At 55.8% G+C, this 18,152-nt stretch carries 22 protein-coding genes and 1 tRNA gene; 12 read left to right on the plus strand and 11 right to left on the minus strand.

Going from position 1 to position 18,152, the window contains the following annotated elements; all coding sequences use genetic code 11:
* Nucleotides 1-2: 2 nt before the first annotated feature.
* The 7 genes from M2Q46_RS13530 to M2Q46_RS13560 all read left to right on the plus strand — a co-directional run bounded on the left by M2Q46_RS13530 (nucleotide 3) and on the right by M2Q46_RS13560 (nucleotide 5,721).
* Nucleotides 3-950 (plus strand): NAD-dependent epimerase/dehydratase family protein, encoded by a 948-nt coding sequence (locus tag M2Q46_RS13530; protein ID WP_060185457.1) that lies wholly within the window; start codon nucleotides 3-5, stop codon nucleotides 948-950.
* A 53-nt stretch (nucleotides 951-1,003) separates the two neighbouring features.
* Entirely contained in the window at nucleotides 1,004-2,044 is a 1,041-nt protein-coding gene (locus M2Q46_RS13535) for a TRAP transporter substrate-binding protein (protein ID WP_021447249.1), read from the plus strand.
* Nucleotides 2,045-2,112: 68 nt separating this feature from the next.
* Nucleotides 2,113-2,616: a TRAP transporter small permease gene (locus tag M2Q46_RS13540; RefSeq protein WP_235332453.1), complete on the plus strand. Its 504-nt coding sequence runs from the start codon at nucleotides 2,113-2,115 to the stop codon at nucleotides 2,614-2,616.
* Nucleotides 2,609-3,901 carry a TRAP transporter large permease gene (locus M2Q46_RS13545; protein ID WP_203145355.1) on the plus strand — a complete coding sequence of 431 codons (1,293 nt, stop codon included), beginning with the start codon at nucleotides 2,609-2,611 and terminating at the stop codon, nucleotides 3,899-3,901. The genes M2Q46_RS13540 and M2Q46_RS13545 overlap by 8 nt, the downstream gene beginning before the upstream one ends.
* 15 nt (nucleotides 3,902-3,916) lie before the next feature.
* Nucleotides 3,917-4,243: an NIPSNAP family protein gene (locus M2Q46_RS13550; protein WP_035269826.1), complete on the plus strand. Its 327-nt coding sequence runs from the start codon at nucleotides 3,917-3,919 to the stop codon at nucleotides 4,241-4,243.
* On the plus strand, nucleotides 4,243-5,193 hold the full coding sequence (locus M2Q46_RS13555) for a 2-hydroxyacid dehydrogenase (protein WP_302357647.1): 951 nt from the start codon (nucleotides 4,243-4,245) through the stop codon (nucleotides 5,191-5,193). The genes M2Q46_RS13550 and M2Q46_RS13555 overlap by 1 nt, the downstream gene beginning before the upstream one ends.
* Nucleotides 5,194-5,349: 156 nt before the next feature.
* The gene (locus M2Q46_RS13560; protein WP_324577075.1) at nucleotides 5,350-5,721 is read left to right on the plus strand and encodes a GFA family protein; all 372 of its coding nucleotides are present in this window, start codon (nucleotides 5,350-5,352) and stop codon (nucleotides 5,719-5,721) included.
* 68 nt (nucleotides 5,722-5,789) lie between these two features.
* On the opposite strand, the gene M2Q46_RS13565 is transcribed toward M2Q46_RS13560, so the two are convergent.
* Nucleotides 5,790-5,865: transfer RNA gene (locus M2Q46_RS13565), tRNA-Thr, on the minus strand.
* 247 nt (nucleotides 5,866-6,112) lie between these two features.
* Here M2Q46_RS13565 and cysP point away from each other — a divergent pair.
* From cysP to cysW, 3 genes are read left to right on the plus strand one after another with little or no spacing between them, the layout of a single operon-like run.
* Complete coding sequence (cysP, locus tag M2Q46_RS13570) at nucleotides 6,113-7,117, plus strand: thiosulfate ABC transporter substrate-binding protein CysP (RefSeq protein WP_042485687.1); 1,005 nt, start codon at nucleotides 6,113-6,115, stop codon at nucleotides 7,115-7,117.
* 3 nt (nucleotides 7,118-7,120) lie between these two features.
* On the plus strand, nucleotides 7,121-8,011 hold the full coding sequence (cysT, locus tag M2Q46_RS13575) for a sulfate ABC transporter permease subunit CysT (RefSeq protein ID WP_051359144.1): 891 nt from the start codon (nucleotides 7,121-7,123) through the stop codon (nucleotides 8,009-8,011).
* The gene (gene cysW, locus M2Q46_RS13580) at nucleotides 8,008-8,853 is read left to right on the plus strand and encodes a sulfate ABC transporter permease subunit CysW (RefSeq protein ID WP_051316283.1); all 846 of its coding nucleotides are present in this window, start codon (nucleotides 8,008-8,010) and stop codon (nucleotides 8,851-8,853) included. The genes cysT and cysW overlap by 4 nt, the downstream gene beginning before the upstream one ends.
* 240 nt (nucleotides 8,854-9,093) lie before the next feature.
* Here cysW and M2Q46_RS13585 read toward each other — a convergent pair whose 3' ends face one another.
* From M2Q46_RS13585 to petA, 5 genes are all read right to left on the minus strand, one after another.
* A complete protein-coding gene (locus tag M2Q46_RS13585; RefSeq protein WP_009455465.1) occupies nucleotides 9,094-9,519 on the minus strand; it encodes a ClpXP protease specificity-enhancing factor in 426 nt (141 codons plus the stop codon).
* Nucleotides 9,520-9,525: 6 nt separating this feature from the next.
* Nucleotides 9,526-10,134 (minus strand): glutathione S-transferase N-terminal domain-containing protein, encoded by a 609-nt coding sequence (locus M2Q46_RS13590; RefSeq protein WP_302357450.1) that lies wholly within the window; start codon nucleotides 10,132-10,134, stop codon nucleotides 9,526-9,528.
* A 126-nt stretch (nucleotides 10,135-10,260) separates the two neighbouring features.
* The gene (locus tag M2Q46_RS13595; RefSeq protein WP_302357451.1) at nucleotides 10,261-11,115 is read right to left on the minus strand and encodes a cytochrome c1; all 855 of its coding nucleotides are present in this window, start codon (nucleotides 11,113-11,115) and stop codon (nucleotides 10,261-10,263) included.
* A gap of 19 nt (nucleotides 11,116-11,134) precedes the next feature.
* Nucleotides 11,135-12,523, minus strand: a complete 1,389-nt coding sequence (locus tag M2Q46_RS13600) for a cytochrome bc complex cytochrome b subunit (protein WP_009455468.1) — start codon at nucleotides 12,521-12,523, stop codon at nucleotides 11,135-11,137.
* 50 nt (nucleotides 12,524-12,573) lie between these two features.
* Nucleotides 12,574-13,218 carry a ubiquinol-cytochrome c reductase iron-sulfur subunit gene (gene petA, locus M2Q46_RS13605; RefSeq protein ID WP_035269839.1) on the minus strand — a complete coding sequence of 215 codons (645 nt, stop codon included), beginning with the start codon at nucleotides 13,216-13,218 and terminating at the stop codon, nucleotides 12,574-12,576.
* Between the two features lie 126 nt (nucleotides 13,219-13,344).
* Here petA and mscL point away from each other — a divergent pair, with 126 nt between their 5' ends.
* Nucleotides 13,345-13,800: a large conductance mechanosensitive channel protein MscL gene (gene mscL, locus M2Q46_RS13610; RefSeq protein ID WP_009455470.1), complete on the plus strand. Its 456-nt coding sequence runs from the start codon at nucleotides 13,345-13,347 to the stop codon at nucleotides 13,798-13,800.
* A 181-nt stretch (nucleotides 13,801-13,981) separates the two neighbouring features.
* Here the strand turns inward: mscL and M2Q46_RS13615 are convergent, their stop codons facing one another.
* The gene (locus tag M2Q46_RS13615) at nucleotides 13,982-14,758 is read right to left on the minus strand and encodes a Nif3-like dinuclear metal center hexameric protein (protein WP_009455471.1); all 777 of its coding nucleotides are present in this window, start codon (nucleotides 14,756-14,758) and stop codon (nucleotides 13,982-13,984) included.
* A 25-nt stretch (nucleotides 14,759-14,783) separates the two neighbouring features.
* On the opposite strand from M2Q46_RS13615, the gene M2Q46_RS13620 reads away from it, so the two are divergent.
* Entirely contained in the window at nucleotides 14,784-15,956 is a 1,173-nt protein-coding gene (locus tag M2Q46_RS13620; protein WP_035269845.1) for a S1C family serine protease, read from the plus strand.
* A gap of 280 nt (nucleotides 15,957-16,236) precedes the next feature.
* Here the strand turns inward: M2Q46_RS13620 and tatC are convergent, their stop codons facing one another.
* Genes tatC through M2Q46_RS13640 form a run of 4 tightly spaced genes read right to left on the minus strand, consistent with a single transcriptional unit; the run spans nucleotide 16,237 to nucleotide 18,132 of the window.
* Nucleotides 16,237-17,004, minus strand: coding sequence for a twin-arginine translocase subunit TatC (tatC, locus tag M2Q46_RS13625; protein ID WP_009455473.1), 768 nt, complete (start codon nucleotides 17,002-17,004; stop codon nucleotides 16,237-16,239).
* The gene (gene tatB / locus M2Q46_RS13630; RefSeq protein WP_254002401.1) at nucleotides 17,001-17,495 is read right to left on the minus strand and encodes a Sec-independent protein translocase protein TatB; all 495 of its coding nucleotides are present in this window, start codon (nucleotides 17,493-17,495) and stop codon (nucleotides 17,001-17,003) included. The genes tatC and tatB overlap by 4 nt, the downstream gene beginning before the upstream one ends.
* Nucleotides 17,496-17,517: 22 nt before the next feature.
* Complete coding sequence (tatA, locus tag M2Q46_RS13635) at nucleotides 17,518-17,751, minus strand: Sec-independent protein translocase subunit TatA (RefSeq protein ID WP_021447245.1); 234 nt, start codon at nucleotides 17,749-17,751, stop codon at nucleotides 17,518-17,520.
* A gap of 12 nt (nucleotides 17,752-17,763) precedes the next feature.
* Nucleotides 17,764-18,132 carry a histidine triad nucleotide-binding protein gene (locus M2Q46_RS13640; protein ID WP_026483636.1) on the minus strand — a complete coding sequence of 123 codons (369 nt, stop codon included), beginning with the start codon at nucleotides 18,130-18,132 and terminating at the stop codon, nucleotides 17,764-17,766.
* Nucleotides 18,133-18,152 lie beyond the last annotated feature (20 nt).

Consider the following 18,152-nt stretch of genomic DNA (forward strand, 5'->3'; position numbering starts at 1 on the left):
CCATGAAGCACGTCTTGATTACCGGCGCCAACGGCTACATCGGTCAAGCGCTTGCTCGTGCGGCGGCCAAACTGCTTGCGGCTAATGAGATTCAAAGCCTGACGCTGACGGATTTGGCTTTTGAAGAGCAAGGCTATCCCCACCTGCCTGGACTGCGTTGCATTAGTGGTGACTTGTCCGATAAAGCCGTGCTGGGGGCGGTGCTAACGCCAGCACCCGACACGGTTTTCCATCTGGCCTCGGTGACCAGTCGGCTGGCTGAAGAGAATTTTGCACGGGGTTTGCGCGTCAATATAGACGGCACGATAGGCTTGTTTGAGCATCTGCGACAGCAAGGCCAGTGTCCCGTTGTGGTGTATGCCAGCAGTATCGGTGTCTTTGGTACGCCACTGCCCCAGCAGGTGGATGACAACACGCCCGTCGCACCCACTTTAAGTTACGGAACGCAGAAGCGGATGGTGGAACTGCTGCTTGCCGATTACAGCCGCCGGGGTCTTCTGGATGGCCGCTCGGTTCGCTTGCCTACTGTGGTTGCCCGCCCCATGACTGCTGAAACGGCCTTGTCTTCATTTGCCAGCTCTTTGATCCATGCCTTGGCTGCTGGAAGCACTTACGAGTGCCCCATCGGCCCGCAAGGCTGGATCTGGCTGCTTTCCTTGCCCGCCTGTGTGCGGCACCTTCTGACAACAGCGAGCCTGGAAGCCGCTCGCTTGCCCGCTGGTCGGGTGTGGAATCTTCCCGCCCAGCGTCTTCAGGTGGCAGACCTGGTACAGGCTGCCAAATCCCGCTATGGCCGGGGGGCCGATGCGGGATTGAGCTTTCAGTCCAACCCTCAGTTTGACCAGCAGTTTGCCCAGTGGCCGCCTTTGACAACGGCAATCGCCACGCAGTTGGGTATGCATCATGACGGCGATGCCGAAACCTTGATTGAGCAGGCCCTTGTCTCCTGACGGGCCTGGCTAACTATACCTATAACGAACTACCACCAAAAAAGGATTTCCCCATGAAGAACCGATGGATTTCTCGCCTGTTGGGTATGGCCTTAACCAGCCTGGCAGTGGCAGCTGGTCCCGCAAAAGCGGACAAGCCTGTGGAGCTGACTTTCTCTGCCTGGATTCCGCAAACGCACGTGCTGGTGGCGAACTTCATGAAGCCCTGGGCCAAAGAGGTGGAGCAGGCCACTGAAGGGCGCGTCAAGATCAACTTTCTGACCAAGGCCGTGACCAACCCGGTTGGGCACCTGGATGCGGTACGCAATGGGATTGTGGATCTGGCCTTTATTTCCTACTCCTATTACCCCGGCAATTTTGATTTGATGAAGTTTGCCATGCTGCCGTTCTCGGGCAATAGCGCCGAGTCTACTTCGTTGGCGGCCTGGGACATTTATAGCAAGTACCTGCAAGATGCCAAAGAGCATCGCGGTATCAAATTGCTAGGCATTTATGGTCACGGCCCAGGCAGCGTCTACACCACTGACAAGCAGGTACAGAACATTGCCGACTTCGAGGGCCTGAAGCTGCGCATTGGTGGTGGCATGCAGGCCGACTTGTCCAAGGCCCTGAAGGTGAACGCGGTTGTGAAGCCCGCCTCCGAATCGTATGAGCTGCTGAGCACTGGCGTGGTGGACGGCGTGCTGTTCCCGCCCGAGTCTGTGGCCTCTTTCCGCCTGGATACGGTGGTCAAGCACGCCACGGTTTTTCCCGGTGGCCTCTATGCGGATCTGCACGGCATCATCATGAACCCGAGCGCCTTTGATCGTTTGTCTGAAAAAGACCGCGAGATCCTGATGAGCCTGTCCGGTGAGCATATTGCTCGCCTGGGCGGCAAGGCCTGGGGTGATGCAGACGTGGCCGCCATGAAGATCCTGGAAGAGCACAAGGTGCAGTTTCATCCTGCCAGCGATGAGCTGATTGCCGCCGTCAAAGAGCGCACAGCGTCCTTCGAGCAGGCATGGCTGGATGCTGCCAAGGCCAAGGGCATAGACGGGCCTGCTGTACTGGCCGAGTTTCGTGCCGACCTGAAGCAGCGGGAAAGCGCGAATTGATCAGCACACGCAGACTGTCTTGAACCTGCTGTGCGCCTCGTGCGCCAGCAGCCCCGGAGCTACAAAGCATGAACTCCATTCTCTCTTTATTAAGAGCGGGTCTTCGACGTTTGACCGAGTTATGCATGGTCTCGCTGGCCTTGCTGACTCTGGCTGATGTATTAGGGCGCTACATTTTCAACGTATCGGTCATGGGGGCGGTAGAGCTGACCGAAATACTGATGGTAGGTGTCATTTTCTGCGGCATCGTGTTTGCCACCATGGAGCGCGAACACGTTGTTGTTGATTTAGTGCCTATTCCTGGTGGGGAGAAGGGTGTCCGTGTCGTCCATGTCACCAGCCACCTGCTGGCTGCTGGAATCAGTGCCTTGCTGGCCATGGTCAGCTGGACACAAGCCGAGTCGGCGGCCGAATACCTGGATCAGACCACTTTGCTGGGGCTGCCATTGGCTCCGGTTGTTTATTTCATGAGCATCATGCTGTTCGTCAACACCATCGTGGAGCTGGCTCAGCTTCGCCGGGATCTGAACGCAGACACCGCCCATCTGGAAGAAGAGGCACAGAATGACTGAAGCACTGATTGGCTTTGCAGCCATGCTCCTCTTGATCTTCCTGCGGGTGCCGGTGGCGTTTTCCATGGCCCTGGTGGGCTTTATTGGCGTTGGCATCATGCGCAATTGGCCTTCTGCCTATGCCATGACCGGCGCAGTCGTGCGTGAAAGCGGTTTTCAGTATTTGCTGTCCGTACTGCCGCTGTTCATCTTGATGGGTAATTTCATTACTCAAGCCAAGTTGTCCAAAGAACTGTATGCGGCGGCGTATGCCTTCCTGGGCCATCGTAAAGGTGGTTTGGCCATGTCTACGGTGGTGGCCTGTGGTGGCTTTGGTGCCGTGTGTGGCTCCAGCCTGGCAACAGCGGCCACCATGTCCAAGGTGGCTTATCCGGAAATGCGCAGACTGGGCTATAGCCGTGCGCTGGCTTCCGGTTCCATCGCTGCCGGTGGCACGCTGGGCATTCTGATTCCGCCCTCTATTGTCATGGTGGTCTATGCCATCTTGACCGAGCAAAGCATAGGCAAGATGTTTGCTGCCGGTATTTTGCCAGGCCTGCTGGCCATTATTTTCTATCTTCTGGCGGTGCGCTGGACGATCTGGCGTGACCCCAATGCGGGCCCTCCCGGCGAGCGCATGAGCTGGAAAGAGCGCTTGCGTGCGTTGCGCGATGTCTGGGGCGTGCTGGTGCTGTTCATCATCGTCATGGGCGGTATTTACGGCGGGATCTTCAGTTCTACCGAAGCGGCGGGGATTGGTGCGTGTGGTGCCTTCCTGTTCGCGCTGTTGCGTGGCCGTTTGACCTGGCAAGTGCTTTCCAACGTGCTGGTCGAGTCGGCGCGTACCACGGGGATGCTGTTCATGGTGCTGATCGGAGCCTTGCTGTTTTCCAGCTTCATCAACTTCACCTCCATGCCTGGCGATTTGCAGGATTGGGTGCAACAGTTCGATATGAGCCCGATCGTGGTGATTCTGCTGATTTGCGCGATTTACATCGTGCTGGGCAGTGTGTTGGAAAGTATGTCCATGGTCTTGCTGACCGTGCCTATTTTCTACCCCTTGGTGCAGCACCTGGGCTTTGACCTGATCTGGTTCGGCATCATCGTGGTGGTGGTTACGGAAATCAGCTTCATCACCCCGCCCGTGGGCATGAACGTGATGGTCCTGAAAAGCCTGCTGCCCGACGTGAAGATGAGCACGCTGTATCGGGGTGTGATTCCCTTCGTGGTAGCCGACGTTTTCCGCCTGGCGGTGCTTTTGGCCTTCCCGGTCATCTCGCTGCTTTTGCCCAAATACCTTGGATAAAAACGGATTCGCAATATGATTATCGACCAAAGAACCTACACCATCCCCACCGGCCTGCTGCGCGATTTCCTGTCCTTGTACGCGACGGAAGGACGTGCCATACAGATCGAACATCTGGGCCCCTGCCACGGCTACTACACCACGGAAGTGGGCGAGTTGAATCAGGTGGTGCACCTGTGGGCATACGAAGATATGGCTGACCGAGAGGCCCGTCGTAATGCCTTGGAGGCTGACCCCCGCTGGTTGGCCTATCGCCGTAAAGCCGCCGCTGCGGGGCATGTCATACGCCAGAGCAATGCACTGTTGAAACAAGTCGATTTCGACGTTTTTACGAGCGAATGATGACCATGAGCCAGAAAATTCTTCAAGCCTGCCCCTTGCCACCACCGCTGGCGGGCAAACTGCCCGCCTTGTGCCCGGTCGAAACCCTGAGCGATGCGCCTGATCAAGCGGCGTTCTTGCGTGAGCACGGCGCTGAATTCACGGTGCTGATCACCACCGGAACGCAGGGCGCAGACAAGGCACTGATTGATGCCTTGCCAAACCTGAAAGCGATTTGTAGCTTGGGCGTTGGCTACGATGCCATCGACCTGGATGCCGTCCGTGCGCGTGGGGTGATGCTGAGCAATACGCCGGATGTTCTAAACGATTGCGTGGCCGACTTGGCCATGGGCTTGCTAATCGATACGGTGCGGGGCATTTCTGCTTCTGACCGTCACGTTAGGCGTGGTGACTGGCCGCGTGTCGGCCCCACCATGCCAAGCACGCGGGTCAGCGGCAAGCGTCTGGGCATGTTGGGCATGGGCCGAGTCGGACAGGTGATTGCACGTCGCGCGATCGGCTTTGACATGGAGATCCGCTATCACACACGTAGCGCCAAACCCGAGTTGCCTTGGCAGCACGAGCCTTCGCTGCTGGCCTTGGCGCAATGGTGCGATTTCCTCATCGTGGCGTGCCCCGGCAGCCCGGAAACCTATCACCTGGTGTCTGCCGAGGTCTTGAACGCTCTTGGGCCCCACGGCTACCTTATCAACGTCGCCCGTGGTTCTGTCGTGGATGAAAAAGCCCTGGTCGCCGCTCTTGAAAACGGCCAATTGGCAGGAGCAGGGCTCGATGTGTTCGAGAACGAACCTGAAGTGCCAACTGAATTGCTGAGCAATGATCGGGTCGTAGTATTACCCCATGTAGGGAGCGCGACCCGTGAAACCCGAGCGGCCATGTGTGATTTGGTGTTGAAGAATGTGGAGCGCTTCGTCAAGGAAGGGGGGCTGGTGACGCCGGTGAAGTTATAAGGTGGAGTAGCGGGCTGGCAGCCTCATGTCCGGCAGATTTGGCCCGATGTCTTGTATCCTCTATCGAGTAAGGCATTCGACGCCCGCTGAAATCAGCGGCGAGAAATTTACTCTTTGGGGGTATGGCTTGTGAAAGGAAGCTGTCTTTGCCAAGGCGTGGTCTTTGATATCACCGGCTCCATTACGGATCTGCTCTATTGCCATTGCCGTATGTGTCGCAAGTCTCATGGTTCTGCGTTCAGGGCGCGGGGCAAGGTAAAGACTAAAGACTTTCATTGGCTTCGCGGGCAGGAGCTGTTGCGCTTTTATGAGTCCTCGCCAGGGGAACACCGTGGCTTTTGCTCTCGGTGTGGATCAAATATTTTGACCAAGTTTGATCAGAAGCCGGGGGAGCTAGGCTTGGCGCTAGGTGTATTGGATGATGACCCTGGTGCGCGTCCGACATGCCATGTGTTCGTAGGTTCGAAAGCATCTTGGCATGAGATTACTGATGATCTGTCTCAGTACGAAGCATTCCCGCCAGAGTAAAGGCAAGATTCCGACAGCAGAAAAACAAAACGCCAAGCTTTCAAAAGCTTGGCGTTTTGTTTTATTCGTGGTGCCGGCTAAAGGAGTTGAACCCTCGACCTTCGCATTACAAGTGCGCTGCTCTACCAACTGAGCTAAGCCGGCGAATTGACGATTATAGCCGGGTTTTTCGCCAAGAAGCAATCACCAGAAAAATATTGCTGTGGTGCACACCACGCCAGCCCAGCCAATAGATAGGTTCTGGTTATAAGAGCATGATGAAAATGTCGTTTTAAATGCCTTTTTCCCTACCCATAATCTGATCTATCCAAGCTGCGCTTATATAGATAGCACGCGATTGAACATCAGTGACGGGCTCCGAAGGCCGCGTCCGGGACCTTTGGGGAACACCATGAAATTGAAGTCTGTTGTTGGCTCTGCCTTGTTGTTGGCATCTTTGCTGGGTGGCACGGCCAGTGCCCAGGTTTCTTTGCTGAACGCCTCGTTTGACGTGGCGCGCGAGACCTTTGCGGCGATCAACCCCAAGTTTGTTGAACACTGGAAAGCGACGACTGGTGAAGACATCAAAATTGACCAGTCTTTTGCCGGTACCTCCCGTCAGGCCCAGGACATTATTCAGGGCAAGAAAGTAGACACTGTCACCTTCAACCAGGTTACCGATATTGAGTTCCTGGCCGAGCGCGGTGCGGTTGCCAAGGATTGGGCCAGCAAGTTCCCGAACAACAGCTCGCCTTACTACAGCACCATCGCTTTTCTGGTGCGCAAGGGCAATCCCAAGAACATCAAGTCCTGGGATGATTTGGTACGTGACGATGTGAAGCTGGTGTTCCCGAACCCCAAGACCTCGGGTAATGCTCGCTACACCTATTTGGCGTCCTGGTTGTACGCCAATGAGGCTTTCGGCGGTGACGAAGCCAAGATCAAGGAGTTTGTCGGCAAGGTGCTGGGGAATGTAGAAAGCTTCCCCACAGGTGGTCGTGGTGCGACCGTGGCGTTTGCCCAGAATGGTCAGGGCGACGTTTTGCTGACCTTTGAATCCGAAGTGATCAATATTGCTGCCAGCGATGAGTTCAAGGGCAGCGAGCTGGAAGTGGTGGTGCCCCCTGTCAGCGTATTGGCCGAGTTCCCGGTAGCCGTGGTGGACCGAGTGGTCGACCAGAAAGGCACTCGCAAGGAAGCAACCGAATACCTGAAGTTCCAGTACACCCCCGAGATTCAGCGCCTGCTGGCTGGTTTCAACTACCGTGTGACGGATCCTGCCGTGGCCAAGGAGTTCGAGTCCAAGTACGCGCCGGTCAAGCTGATCAATCCTACTGATGTTCTGGGTTCCTGGACTGACATCCAGAGCCGCCACTTTGCTGCTAACGGGGTGTTGGACCAGTTGCTGGCCAAGTAATTCATGAGTCGTACTCTTGTGGGCGGGGCGCAGGATTCCGGGGCGAAGGCTGCGCTAAAGCCCATCTTCTTTCTGCGCCGCCCCGTCATGCCGGGTTTTGGACTGAGCTTTGGCTTTAGCGTCCTGTACCTGTCCATTATTGTGCTGCTGCCTTTGTCGGCCTTGTTCATGTACGTCAGTGACATGAGTCTGGCCGATTACTGGCGTGCGGTGACTGATAAACGCGTTGTCAGCAGTTATCAGGTCACGATCAGTGCCGCTTTTTACTCCACTGTGATTGCCAGTGTGGTGGGCTTCATCATTGCCTGGATTATCACGCGCTTTGAGTTTCCGGGGCGCCGTCTGATTGATGCTTTGGTGGACCTGCCGTTTGCCTTGCCAACGTCGGTAGCAGGTTTGACCTTGGCGACGCTATTTGTGCCTGGTGGCTGGTTTGGCCAGTTTCTGCCGGAGGGTTGGAAGGTTGCTTATCAATACCCCGGTATTGTGTTGGCCATGACGTTCACCAGTTTGCCCTTTGTGGTACGTATCGTGCAGCCCGTGATTGAAGAGCTGGGTGCCGAGTATGAAGAGGTTGCCCACACCTTGGGTGCCAGTGGCTGGCAGACCTTTAGCAAGGTGGTGTTCCCACCGCTGATTCCTGCTCTGGTGACTGGAGCGTCTCAAGCTTTTATTCGTAGCCTGGGTGAGTTTGGCGCAGTCATCATGATTGCGGGCAATATTCCCTTCAAAACTGAAGTGTCGTCCCTGATGATTTTTGTGCGGCTGCAAGAGTTCAATTACCCGGCCGCTGCCGCGATTGCCTCGGTGATCTTGATCGCATCCTTGCTGCTCTTGTTCACCTTGCAGATGGTGCAGAATCGTCTATTAGGCTGGCAGCGGAGGGCACCATGAGAAAAACACCTAAAAGCACCGCAGACCGCCTGATTTTGGCCTTGGGCATTGTGTTGGTGCTGGGGCTGCTGGTAGTCCCCTTGGTACTGATTTTCTCCAAAGCCTTGGGCGATGGTTTGCCTGCCTTGTGGAGCAATCTGCAAGAGGACTATATGCTGCATGCCATCGGGTTGACTCTGTTTGTGGCGGTGCTGACGGTGCCCCTGAATATGGTCTTTGGCATCTTGCTGGCCTGGTGTCTGACGCATTACCAGTTCCGTGGTCGTCGTCTGCTAAGTACCTTGGTGGATTTGCCTTACGCGGTCTCTCCGGTGGTGGCGGGCCTGTGTTACCTGGTGGTCTACGGTGTGGAGTCGTCCCTGGGGCAATGGCTAAGCGCGCGTGATATTCAGTTGATGTTCGCCTGGCCGGGTATCTTGATGGTCACTATCTTTGTGACGACGCCTTATGTGGCTCGTATCCTGATTCCCATCATGCAGGCTCAGGGCTCGGATGCACAGGCGGCGGCTTTAAGTCTGGGTGCAAACGGCTGGCAGATCTTCTGGCATGTGACGCTGCCGGATATCAAATGGGCCTTGCTCTATGGCGTGGTGTTGACCAATGCCCGTGCGATTGGGGAGTTTGGGGCCGTGTCTGTGGTGTCGGGCACCATCATGAATCAGACTTTGACCTTGTCCTTGCTGGTGGATCAGCTGAACAACGATAACAAGGCAGCAGCGGCTTTTACAGCGGCTGCGCTGCTGGCGGTGTTCGCGATTGTGTCCGTGATGCTCAAGAGCCTGCTGGAGTGGCGTGTGGCGGCTGGGCGTCGCCGTAATCAAGCGGAGGCAGTACAAGGGTAGATGGTGGGTTGGATGCTTGGGAAATATTTTCAGTGGCGTTAGGTGGCTGAGTATTCCCTGAGGTGGTTTAAGTAGCTGATACTGATCTGCCAAGCCAAGCCAAGCCAAGCCAAGCCAAGCCAAGCCAAGCCAAGCCAAGCCAAGCCAAGCTAAAGCCAAAGCATGGGTGAATGCCGAGCTTGGAACCCAAATAAATAGAGCCCCATGCGGGGCTCTATTTTTGTCTGCGTCGAACGCGCCTTATTTGACGATCTTCAGGTGCGAGACCTTGTCAGCGTCTTTCTTGGCAGCGGGAGCTTCCGGAGCCGCTTCAGGAGCGGCGTCCGGTGTGTCACCTTCTGCGTAAGGCTCGGACTCCACCACCTCAAAACCCATACCAGCGCCTGTTTCGCGTGCGTAGATGGCCGATACAGCTGCCACGGGTACGAAAATGTCTTCCGTGACGCCGCCAAAGCGGGCCTGGAATTCAATGTAGTCGTTGCCCAAGATCAGGCCATTGGTGGCCAGATGTCCGATATTCAGGGTGATTTGTCCATCCTGAATATGGCCGCGTGGAACAACCGTGTTGGCGTCTACCGTGACCACGATGTGTGGGGTGTATCCGTGGTCGGAACACCATTCATGTAGAGCGCGCAGCAGGTAAGGCTTGGTCGAGGTTTCTTGCATAGTGGATTAGCGACGCATGACTTTTTCGGAAGGAGTCAGTGCTTCAATGTAAGCAGAACGCGAGAACACGCGCTCGGCGTACTTTTGCACAGGAGCAGCGCTCTTGGGCAGTTCGATACCGTAGTGGTCCAGGCGCCAGAGCAGGGGAGCGATCGCCACGTCCAGCATGGAGAACTCTTCACCCAGCATGTACTTGTTCTTGAGCAAGATGGGAGCCAACTGCGACAAGTGGTTGCGGATTTGTTGACGAGCCAGTTCTTGTGCCTTGGCATCCGCGTTGCGGCGGTCTTCCAGGGCGGCCACGTGCACAAACAGTTCCTTTTCGAAGTTATACAGGAACAGACGTGTGCGGGCGCGCATGGTGGGGTCCGCAGGCATCAGCTGAGGATGCGGGAAACGCTCATCAATGTACTCATTGATGATGTTCGATTCGTACAAGATCAGGTCACGTTCTACCAGGATTGGCACCTGTCCGTAGGGGTTCATGACGGCGATATCTTCAGGCTTGTTGTACAAGTCGATGTCGCGGATCTCGAAATCCATGCCTTTTTCAAACAACACGAAACGGCAGCGCTGTGAGAATGGGCAAGTTGTTCCAGAGTAGAGCACCATCATGGTAGGAGATTCCAGTCGTAGAAATAAAAACAAGAGCCTCACGGCTCAGAATTTAAAACCCTGCAAGGGGTTTTAACAATAAAAAGCCGGGCAGGCTAGTTAGGCCTGCCCGTCTAGCATAGCGTTTTACTTGATGTCTTTCCAGAAAACGCTGTTCAGGCGCCATGCAACGGCAAAGAACAAGAGCAGGAACAGGATCACGCCCACGCCAATTTTCTTGCGCTCCAGCTGCACAGGCTCGGCCATCCAGTCCATGAAGTTGGCCAGGTCGGCCACGTCGCTGTCGTATTTGGCAGCAGCCTTGGCGTTAACAGGCTCAAGCTTGACGTTGTCGGTAGCGTGGCCGGTGTAATCGGCCAAAACTTCTTTCTTGACGTCGGAGAAGCCGGCTGGATCGTAGGTGGCTGTGGTCTTGACCCATTCCTTGCTGCCATCGTCCTTGGCTTCCTGAGCTACGGTCGTGCGGTGCAAGGTGACGCCACCTTGGCGCTCCCACATGGCGTGAGGCATACCCACGCTTGGGAAAACCAGGTTATCCCAGCCGGTTGGGCGGGATGCGTCACGGTAGAAAGTGCGCAAGTAGGTGTAGATGTAGTCTGCGCCGCTGGGGCCCAAGTTGGTGGACTTGGCACGCGCAATCACGGACAGGTCCGGAGGAGCGGCACCAAACCACTTCTTGCCCATTTCAGGGGTCATGGCGATCTTCATCAGATCACCCACCTTGTCCGAGGAGAACAGCAAGTTTTTCTTGATGTCCTCTTCGGTCAGGCCGATGTCTGTCAGCTTGTTGTAGCGCATGGAGTTGGCGCTATGACAGTTCAGACAGTAGTTCACAAACAGTTTTGCGCCATTTTGCAACGCCGCCATGTCATTCATGCGGTCGGGCGCGCGCTCCAGGGCATAGCCACCTTCGGCGGCACCAGCCACCGTGCAGGTAAGGGACAAGGCCAGAGCGCCAAGCAGTTTCTTAATCATGGTCATTCCGTTTCGTGTTGGGGGCCTAGTGAGGGCGGAAAGTCACGCGATCAGGTTCGGGTTTGAACGTACCCATGCGGCTCCATACTGGCATCAGCAGGAAGAAGGCCAGGTAGATCACCGTACCGATCTGGCTCAGCAGGTTGAACAAGTCGTTCGGAGCCTGTGTGCCCAGGTAACCCAAGATCAGGAAGTTGATGATGAAAATCGCGTACAGCACTTTGTGCCAGGTAGGACGGTAGCGAATCGACTTCACAGGCGATTTATCCAGCCAAGGCAGGAAGAACAGGATCACGACCGTACCACCCATGGCCACCACGCCCCAGAACTTGGCGTCGATAACACGCAGCAGCACAGCAACAGCGATCAGGACAGCGGGTACGACCAGGCGCCAGATACCGGGCAGCTTGCCTTTGACGAACAGCACCAGAGCACCCAGCACGGAAGCACCGGCCAGAACCCAGGTAAAGTCGGCAGTCGTGGCACGCAGCATGGAGTAGAACGGCGTGAAGTACCAGACAGGAGCAATGTGCGGAGGAGTCTTCAGTGCATCGGCAGGGCTGAAGTTGTTGAACTCCAGGAAGTAGCCGCCCATTTCAGGGGCAAAGAACACAATAGCGGCAAACACAATCAGGAAGCCCGCCACACCCAGGATGTCGTGCACGGTGTAGTAAGGGTGGAAGGGGATGCCATCCAAAGGACGACCTTGAGCGTCTTTGGGGCCTTTCTTGATTTCCACGCCGTCGGGGTTGTTGGAACCCACTTCGTGCAGCGCGATCAGGTGAGCCACAACCAGACCCAGCAGGACCAGAGGCACCGCAATCACGTGCAGAGCAAAGAAGCGGTTCAGGGTGGCGTCGGACACCACGTAGTCACCACGGATGAAAATAGCCAGATCAGGACCAATGAAAGGAATGGCCGAGAACAGGTTAACAATCACCTGGGCGCCCCAGTAAGACATCTGGCCCCATGGCAGCAGGTAGCCCATGAAGGCTTCAGCCATCAGACAGAGGAAAATGGCAACGCCAAAGATCCAGACCAGTTCACGTGGCTTGCGGTACGAACCGTAAAACAAGCCGCGCAGCATGTGCAGGTACACCACCACGAAGAACATGGAAGCGCCTGTGGAGTGCATGTAGCGGATGATCCAGCCACCGGGCACTTCACGCATGATGTATTCAACCGACTCAAAGGCCAGCTTGGCATCAGGCTTGTAGTTCATGACCAGGAAAATACCAGTCACGATCTGGATAACCAGCACCAGCAGTGCCAGAGAGCCAAAGAAGTACCAGAAGTTGAAGTTCTTCGGCGCGTAATATTCTGACATGTGCTCTTTGTACATGGATGTCAGGGGGAAACGCCTGTCAATCCATCCCAAGAGTCCTGTCGTTTCGACGGTTTTCTCGCCAGCCATGAAACGGCTCCTTTATCTTTTTAAATAGTACGTATTGGGTTACAGCCGCCTTAGGCCTTGTTGTTTTCGTCTACGCCGATGGTAACCATCGTGCCGTCAGCCGAGAACTCGTAGGGCGGGATTTCCAGATTGTCTGGAGCAGGCTTGTTGCTGTAGACGCGGCCGGCCAGGTCGAACGTGGAGCCGTGGCAGGGGCACAGAAAGCCGCCTTCCCAACCACCGGGCAGACCAGCGCCAGCGCCAGCAGCCAGATGCGGGGTAGGGGAGCAACCCAGGTGGGTGCAGATACCGATACAGATAAAGATTTCAGGGCGACGCGAACGGTATTCGTTCTTGGCGTACGCAGGGGTGTAACCGGGGCGATCCGAGTCAGGGTCGGCCAGCTGGCTGTCCAGCTTGGGCAGTGCGTCCAGCTGCTCTTTGGTGCGGTGCAGAATCCAGACGGGTTTCCCGCGCCATTCCACGGTGCGCATCTGACCGGGGGCGATACCGGAAATATCGACCTCTACGGGAGCGCCGGCCGCTTTTGCTTTCTCGGAAGGAGCAAAGGAGCTGACAAAGGGAACAGCTGTCGCCACACCAGCGACACCACCTAATGCACAGGCGGTGGCGACCCAGGTGCGGCGCGAAGGATCGGGCGGAAGATTGAAATCAACCGCGCCTATGGCATCGGGCTGTGTCGTATTCTGACTCATTCTAGTATCCTTATTCCTGCCCGACTCGGGCAATACCACAATTTACGGATTTGGGCCTGGGTATATTATTCAACCGCACATTATACGCGTTACCCAGCGCAGCATAACTTGATCAAAGGTGAACATATGAACAAGGCTCGAGGTTTCCTGAACGAATTCCGGGAGTTCGCAGTTAAGGGCAACATGATGGACCTTGCGGTCGGTGTCATTATTGGCGCTGCTTTTGGCAAGATTATCGACTCGCTGGTAAAAGACATCGTCATGCCCGTCATCAGTTTCATCCTTGGCGGCGAAGTGGATTTTACCAACCAGTTCACGGTCTTGCGTACACCAGAGGGCTTTACCGGCCCAGAAACCCTGGAAGCTCTGAATGCGGCCGGTGCTGTTGTTTTGTCGTGGGGTAACTTCCTGACCATTTTCATCAACTTCATCTTGCTGGCCTTCGTGGTGTTTTGCATGGTCAAGATGATTAACCGTATGCGTGCCACCGTGGCCAAGGCTGAAGCTGCTGAGGCCGTACCCGAACCAACCCCTGAAGACGTCATCTTGCTGCGCGAGATCAGGGATTCGCTGAAAAAATAAAAGCCCAGACTTATCAAAGCTTTAAGGTGCCTTTCGGCACCTTTTTGTTTATGTAAACCCACCGGCAGGGTCAAGTTTGCCCGCGCCGGATGCCTGATTTTAGCCTTTCAGGGCCTGGGCTTGTCTAGCCTGCGGCGCTTTAAAGCTTGTTCAAGGTCATATGTGCGGGTTTTTGATGAAATCAGATCGGGTTGTCCAGATCGATGAACTCCACTTCTATGCCAAACTGGCGAGCGATTTCTTCGCCCAAAGCCTTGGCCCCATAGCGTTCGGTTGCATGATGGCCGGCTGCCATGAAGGCAATGTTGTTTTCCTGTGCACTGTGAAATGTCTGCTCCGAAGCCTCGCCGCTGATGTAAAGATCGGCCTGCGCGGCGATGGCGCTATCAATAAAGCCCTGTGCCCCTCCTGTGCACCAGGCTATTCGGCGGATTTTCCGTTGTAAATCGCCAACAACCAGTGGCTGCCGTTGTAAATTATTGCAAACTGTCAGGCTGAATGTTTCCAGTGAAACAGGGGTTGGCAGTTCACCCAGCCAGACCAGTCCATCCGGACCACAGGTTTGTGCCACGCCGTCTGCGTCGCGCAGCACCTCGATGCCTAACTGGCGAGCCAACTGGGCGTTATTGCCCAGGACAGGGTGAGCGTCCAGGGGCAGGTGATAGCCCAAGAGGTTAAGCTGATGCGTCAGGACGCGTTCGATACGAGTTTTTCGGGCGCCTACAATGCACGGGTTTTCGTTTTTCCAGAACCAGCCGTGGTGCACCAAAATTGCGTCCGCCTGGCGGGCAATAGCGGCATCAATCAGTGCCAGCGAGGCCGTCACGCCGGTGACGAGTTTGCCAATATAGGGCTTGCCTTCGACCTGAAGCCCATTGGGACAATAGTCCTTGAAACGGGCGACATCCAAGGTGCTATTGAGCCAGCTGGCCAGTTCGGCTGTTGAAACCTGAGTCATGGAAATCCTTATCTGAAAGAGTGCTATGCGTCGATTGTGGCTAGTGTTTGCTCAAGCGGTGACAATTTGTCTGGCGGGCTTTTTTATTGTAGTGACGCTGCGACCGCAGTGGGTGGGCGCGCCCGAGGCTCCCGTCCGCTCCACGAATACGGTGGTTTTGCCTGCACCGGTTCCGTCCCTGATCCCCGCGCCTGCTATGGAGCAGGATGGCCCGCTGTCTTATGCCTCGGCTGTCACTAGCGCCGCGCCGGCGGTCGTTAATGTGTACACCAGCAAGCATTTGGAAGGCAATTCCCCCTTGCTGGAAGATCCTGATCTGCAGCGCCTGTTTCGCGAACTGCCCGACTTGATGGGTCGCCGCTCCACAATCAACCTGGGTTCGGGCGTGATCGTACACGAGCAGGGTTATATCCTGACCAATTACCACGTGATTGAAGCGGCCGATGCCATCGAGGTGGCATTATCGGATGGACGTCAGGCCAAGGCGCGTCTGATTGGCTCGGACCCTGAAAGCGATCTGGCCGTGCTGAAAGTGGATCTGCCCAAGCTGGCTGTGATTCAGACCCAGGAACAGGATCAATTGCAGGTGGGCGATGTGGTGCTGGCCATTGGCAATCCTTTCGGAGTGGGTCAGACCACGACGATGGGCATTGTCTCCGGCTTGGGACGCAATCGCCTGGGCATCAATATTTACGAAAACTTCATTCAGACCGATGCCGCCATTAATCCCGGCAACTCGGGTGGGGCTCTGGTGGATGCGGTTGGCCGTCTGGTGGGAATCAATACCGCTATTTATTCCGAAACAGGCGGTTCGCTGGGTATCGGTTTTGCCATTCCGTCCTCGACTGCGCTGGCCATCATGAACGAAATTATCCGTAATGGTGAAGTGACACGCGGCTGGCTGGGCCTGGAGCCACAGGACATTACTCCGGACCTGATCAAGTCTTTCAAACTAAAGAGTGATGCAGGTGTGATTATTGCCAGTGTGCAACGTCACGGCCCGGCTGCCGAGGCGCATTTGCAGGTGGGCGATATTGTGTTGCGCTTGAATGGTCAACAAGTGGCCGATTCAATTGGCCTGCTCAATCAGATTGGCCCAGTGCAACCCGGGCAGACCGTGACATTAAGCGTATTGCGCGATGGCAAGGAGCTGGACGTTCCCGTCAAGGTCGGTATGCGACCTCAGGTGCGCAAATAGGGCCAGCAGCTTCTCCTCTTCGCTGGAGTTCACTGAAAGAGCGTAACGGTGCGTTCAAGGCCTTCCAGGCCGTACAGGCTCTTGGGTAGTGTGTGATGCTTGTGTGGTCAGGCGATTTGCATTTGGCTACGCTGTTTTGCAGATCGTAGTGGCGCGAAGGCTTGGCAAGGTATCTAAAAAAAATGGCTCTCTGGGCTACTCCTTTTGGAGCAAGGCAAGAGAGCCATTTTTGGGTCTGCACGCCATGTGACGCGTACAAACAGGTGTTGCTTTGATCGTTTTACAGATCCAGCTCGCGGCCTTCGCTGTTTTCCGCTTCCCGTTTCTTGATCAGGCTGGCGGCCAGAATCCCTAATTCATAAAGCAGGCATAGCGGGGCGGCCAACAAGATCTGGCTGACCACATCGGGCGGAGTCACGATAGCGGCGATCACAAACGCGCCCACAATTACATAACCACGGATTTCGCGCAGCTTGGCTACCGTTACAACGCCTGTTTTCACCAGCAAAATCACGGCGATAGGCACTTCAAAGGTAATGCCAAAGGCCAGGAACATGGTCATGACAAAGCCCAGATAGGCTTCGATGTCCGGTGCTGGTGTAATCGATTGCGGGGCAAACGAGGCGATGAAGTGAAACACGGTGCGGAACACCACGAAATAACAAAACGCCATGCCGGCAATGAACAGCAAAGTGCTGGTCATGATCAGCGGCAAAGCCAGCTTCTTTTCGTGGTTGTACAAACCTGGCGCAATAAAGGCCCATGCCTGGTAGAGCACGATAGGCAAGGCCAATACGAACGATGCCATCAAGGTGACTTTGACCGGCACCATGAAGGGGGTAATCACCCCGGTGGCAATCATGCGCGTACCCTCGGGCAGAGAGCTCATCATGGGCTGGGCCAGCACATCATAAATGGCCGAAGCGCCCGGATACGTAAACAGCACGATAAAAATCCCGACCACGGCAATGACCGCGCGCAGCAGGCGTGTACGCAGCTCGACCAGGTGGGAGATGAAGGTATCTTCTTGAGGCGCTTCGGTGCTCATGCCGTCGGTCCTTTAGAGGGGTGGGCGGGAGCATCCGTAGGACGGGGAGCGTCGTCACTGGCTGGCGCACTGGGCGCTGGCTGGGCGGCTGCATCCGTATCGGGCTGACTGGCAGCCGATTCTTTCGCGGGGGTGGCGTCGGGGCTCGCCTTGACGCTCTCGGCGGTATCCGAGAAGGCCTTGCGTGCGGACTCCGACGCGTTTTGCAGGGTGTCGCGGGCTTCTGTCAGAGGCTGGCTGATGCTTTTGCCCGTGTCCTCGACCGAACTGCGCACCGAGCGCGCGGCGTCCTCCATCTGGTCTTTGAGCTTGTTCACCTCATCCAGATTGATTTCGCGTTGGATATCGGTCTTGACCTCGTTAACGTAGCGCTGCGCGCGGCCAAGCAAATGGCCGACGGTGCGCGCTACTTTAGGAAGACGTTCGGGACCGATGACGATCAGGGCAACCACTCCAATCAGGAGCAGTTCGCTAAAGCTGACATCAAACATTCAGACTCACACAAGAAGGGGATCAGGCGCGATCGGATTTTTCCTTGGCCTGCACGTCGATCGTTTGAGGATCGGCAGCGCGTTGGCTGACGGTTTCGGGTGTTTTTTCTTCTTCACCCACGTCTTTCATGCCTTCTTTGAAACCTTTGACTGCACCGCCCAGATCCGAGCCGATATTACGCAGTTTCTTGGTGCCGAAAACCAGGGCAACGATGACCAGAACGATCAGCCAGTGCCAAATGCTAAAGCTACCCATAATGTATCTCCCTTAAGCAGCCATGGCTGCGCGTTGTTGCCATGGGCGCTCACCGCCCAAGATGTGCATGTGTAAATGGTTGATTTCCTGCCCGCCATCCAAACCGTTGTTGATGACAATGCGGAAACCGCCTTCAGGGCCGGGGCGACAACCAGCCTTTGCGGCCAGGGAAGGTGCCAAAGCCATCATTTTACCCAACCATTCGCTATCCTGGCCCGATACGTCCTGCATGGACACGACGTGTTTCTTGGGGATTACCAGGATATGGATAGGTGCAGCTGGGTTGATGTCGTGAAATGCCAGAAAGTCCTCGTCCTCGTACACTTTTTTGGACGGGATCTGATCGGCAGCAATTTTACAAAACAGACAGTTCTCGCTCATAGCAACCTCGGTAGCGAAGC

Origin of the sequence: Alcaligenes sp. YSL9 (assembly GCF_030515105.1) — a bacterium.
GTDB classification, from domain to species: domain Bacteria; phylum Pseudomonadota; class Gammaproteobacteria; order Burkholderiales; family Burkholderiaceae_B; genus Alcaligenes; species Alcaligenes phenolicus.

Coding starts and splice junctions, on each gene's coding strand:
- M2Q46_RS13530 (WP_060185457.1), top strand. CDS start 3: ATGAAGCACGTCTTGATTACCGGCGCCAACGGCTACATCGGTCAAGCG.
- cysT (WP_051359144.1), top strand. CDS start 7,121: ATGAGTCGTACTCTTGTGGGCGGGGCGCAGGATTCCGGGGCGAAGGCT.
- M2Q46_RS13600 (WP_009455468.1), bottom strand. CDS start 12,523: ATGGCTGGCGAGAAAACCGTCGAAACGACAGGACTCTTGGGATGGATT.
- M2Q46_RS13540 (WP_235332453.1), top strand. CDS start 2,113: ATGAACTCCATTCTCTCTTTATTAAGAGCGGGTCTTCGACGTTTGACC.
- M2Q46_RS13555 (WP_302357647.1), top strand. CDS start 4,243: ATGACCATGAGCCAGAAAATTCTTCAAGCCTGCCCCTTGCCACCACCG.
- M2Q46_RS13535 (WP_021447249.1), top strand. CDS start 1,004: ATGAAGAACCGATGGATTTCTCGCCTGTTGGGTATGGCCTTAACCAGC.
- tatB (WP_254002401.1), bottom strand. CDS start 17,495: ATGTTTGATGTCAGCTTTAGCGAACTGCTCCTGATTGGAGTGGTTGCC.
- M2Q46_RS13585 (WP_009455465.1), bottom strand. CDS start 9,519: ATGCAAGAAACCTCGACCAAGCCTTACCTGCTGCGCGCTCTACATGAA.
- tatA (WP_021447245.1), bottom strand. CDS start 17,751: ATGGGTAGCTTTAGCATTTGGCACTGGCTGATCGTTCTGGTCATCGTT.
- M2Q46_RS13590 (WP_302357450.1), bottom strand. CDS start 10,134: ATGATGGTGCTCTACTCTGGAACAACTTGCCCATTCTCACAGCGCTGC.
- petA (WP_035269839.1), bottom strand. CDS start 13,218: ATGAGTCAGAATACGACACAGCCCGATGCCATAGGCGCGGTTGATTTC.
- cysP (WP_042485687.1), top strand. CDS start 6,113: ATGAAATTGAAGTCTGTTGTTGGCTCTGCCTTGTTGTTGGCATCTTTG.
- mscL (WP_009455470.1), top strand. CDS start 13,345: ATGAACAAGGCTCGAGGTTTCCTGAACGAATTCCGGGAGTTCGCAGTT.
- M2Q46_RS13595 (WP_302357451.1), bottom strand. CDS start 11,115: ATGACCATGATTAAGAAACTGCTTGGCGCTCTGGCCTTGTCCCTTACC.
- cysW (WP_051316283.1), top strand. CDS start 8,008: ATGAGAAAAACACCTAAAAGCACCGCAGACCGCCTGATTTTGGCCTTG.
- M2Q46_RS13615 (WP_009455471.1), bottom strand. CDS start 14,758: ATGACTCAGGTTTCAACAGCCGAACTGGCCAGCTGGCTCAATAGCACC.
- M2Q46_RS13620 (WP_035269845.1), top strand. CDS start 14,784: ATGCGTCGATTGTGGCTAGTGTTTGCTCAAGCGGTGACAATTTGTCTG.
- M2Q46_RS13545 (WP_203145355.1), top strand. CDS start 2,609: ATGACTGAAGCACTGATTGGCTTTGCAGCCATGCTCCTCTTGATCTTC.
- tatC (WP_009455473.1), bottom strand. CDS start 17,004: ATGAGCACCGAAGCGCCTCAAGAAGATACCTTCATCTCCCACCTGGTC.
- M2Q46_RS13640 (WP_026483636.1), bottom strand. CDS start 18,132: ATGAGCGAGAACTGTCTGTTTTGTAAAATTGCTGCCGATCAGATCCCG.
- M2Q46_RS13550 (WP_035269826.1), top strand. CDS start 3,917: ATGATTATCGACCAAAGAACCTACACCATCCCCACCGGCCTGCTGCGC.